Source organism: Polaribacter litoreus (genome assembly GCF_054584775.1).
In genome coordinates this window covers 1-1640 of sequence record NZ_JBTLRD010000070.1, presented here as the reverse complement: position 1 = coordinate 1640, position 1640 = coordinate 1, and the positions used below count along the sequence as shown (strand labels likewise).

General features: G+C 29.4%; 2 protein-coding genes. Both read left to right on the top strand.

What is annotated here, in order from left to right:
- The first annotated feature begins 92 nt into the window (after positions 1-92).
- Entirely contained in the window at positions 93-614 is a 522-nt protein-coding gene (locus tag ACW9UN_RS17160) for a hypothetical protein (RefSeq protein WP_459487595.1), read from the top strand.
- A 150-nt stretch (positions 615-764) separates the two neighbouring features.
- Positions 765-1412 (top strand): hypothetical protein, encoded by a 648-nt coding sequence (locus ACW9UN_RS17155; RefSeq protein ID WP_459487594.1) that lies wholly within the window; start codon positions 765-767, stop codon positions 1410-1412.
- The last annotated feature ends 228 nt before the right edge of the window (positions 1413-1640 follow it).

Here is a 1640-nt window from a genome sequence, read left to right as displayed (position 1 = left end):
TTCTAAACGGCTAAAAAAATAATTTGAACGGTATAAATTAAACCTAAAAAAAGGTCAACCTATATCAGGATAATACACAAAACCGAAAGTTAATGACAAACCGAATTTTAACAGCTCTAATAATTAGAATTGCTGGAATATTTTTACTGACGAAAATTTTTGACCATTTTGGCTCTTATTTTTTGTCAATTTATTTATCTGCAACTATGGCTCGATTTGACGAAATGTTGATTGAACCGATTAACAAATTCTATTTTACTGGAACATTTCTGACAATAGCGAACATTGTAGTTTCTATATTTCTATTCGTGAAAGCGGAATGGATTGCTAAAAAACTAATAAAAACGGATAATGAAATAAAAACGGAACTGAACGCTAAATCTCTGACAAAAGTGATTTTATTGACAGTTGGAGTTATTTGGTTGGCGAAATTAATTTATCTAATTCCTGACTTGATTGATTACTGCTCAAAATTCATTTCGAGCCTGAATGGAAATGAAGAAATTGAATTACCTGATTTTGCAGTTGCGAATTATATACTAAAAACGATTTTAACACTAATTATAATATTCCGAATTGAAAAAATATCGAATTGGATTATTAAGAAAATATAAATACGTTGCACAACAACGTACAAAATTAATTGCTTGCTCTTAGCCTACTTACGAAAATCCTCGCGGATTTTCTTTGTCAGTAATTATTTACTAACTTTATAGCTAAACCACGCAACTAACCTTGTACAAACACGTTACCACACATTAAAAATGAAAATATTGCTAAAAATCATAAAAAGGACATTTATAGCGTTGCTTGGAATTGTTATATGTTTAATTCTTACTGGTTTTGTATATTTTAAAATCTTCTATGACCAAGAAATGAATGAAATTAAGGATAATCTAAATGAAATAGAAAATGTGGAAGTAATTAATATTTGGGGTAACGAAGATGTGACTTTAGAAAATATTTCAGCAAAAATTTTAGTTAAAAACAAAGGAGAAATTGTACTCCATGGATTGAGTGAAGATTCTTTTAAATACCCGAAAAGGATACCAATAGAAATAGGAGGATATTCTTTTATATCATTTTCTTGTAATGGCGGAATTGGCTCTACTGCTGATATAGGCACAGATAATGAATTGGGTAATATTATAGGCAAGGAATTTCATACTGTGGAGGAAATTGTTAAAAACTATGATATCATTATCAGTAAAATTGAAACTTTGAAATTATTCCCCGAAATAAATCATTTTGAAACTGAAAATAACGAAAGTTATCTTTTAATAAGGAAAGTAAACACAAATGATATAGACCCGACATTCAATTTAAACGGTTTAAAAAGCAAATTTGATTTTGCTAAAACCTTAAAATGGAATAGACTTGACTGCCATTACAATAGACCTAAATGTAACTGAAATAAATATGGAATCGAATAAAAACGTGTGGTAACACCGTATAAAAAAAATTGCTAGTTTTAGCTAAACCAAAGTTAGTTGCTCGTTTGCTAGCTTCTGATTTTCCTTCGGAAAATCCTCGCACACAAACACGCAACTTTCCTTATACATAAACGTTATGTTTTATTGCTCAGGTGTACTTTCCTGAAATAGGTTGACTAAAAATTAAGCAATTAATGATAGTCACTT

Excerpts from the sequence above, each read along its gene's own strand:
- ACW9UN_RS17160 (WP_459487595.1), top strand. The coding sequence starts at position 93 with ATGACAAACCGAATTTTAACAGCTCTAATAATTAGAATTGCTGGAATA.
- ACW9UN_RS17155 (WP_459487594.1), top strand. The coding sequence starts at position 765 with ATGAAAATATTGCTAAAAATCATAAAAAGGACATTTATAGCGTTGCTT.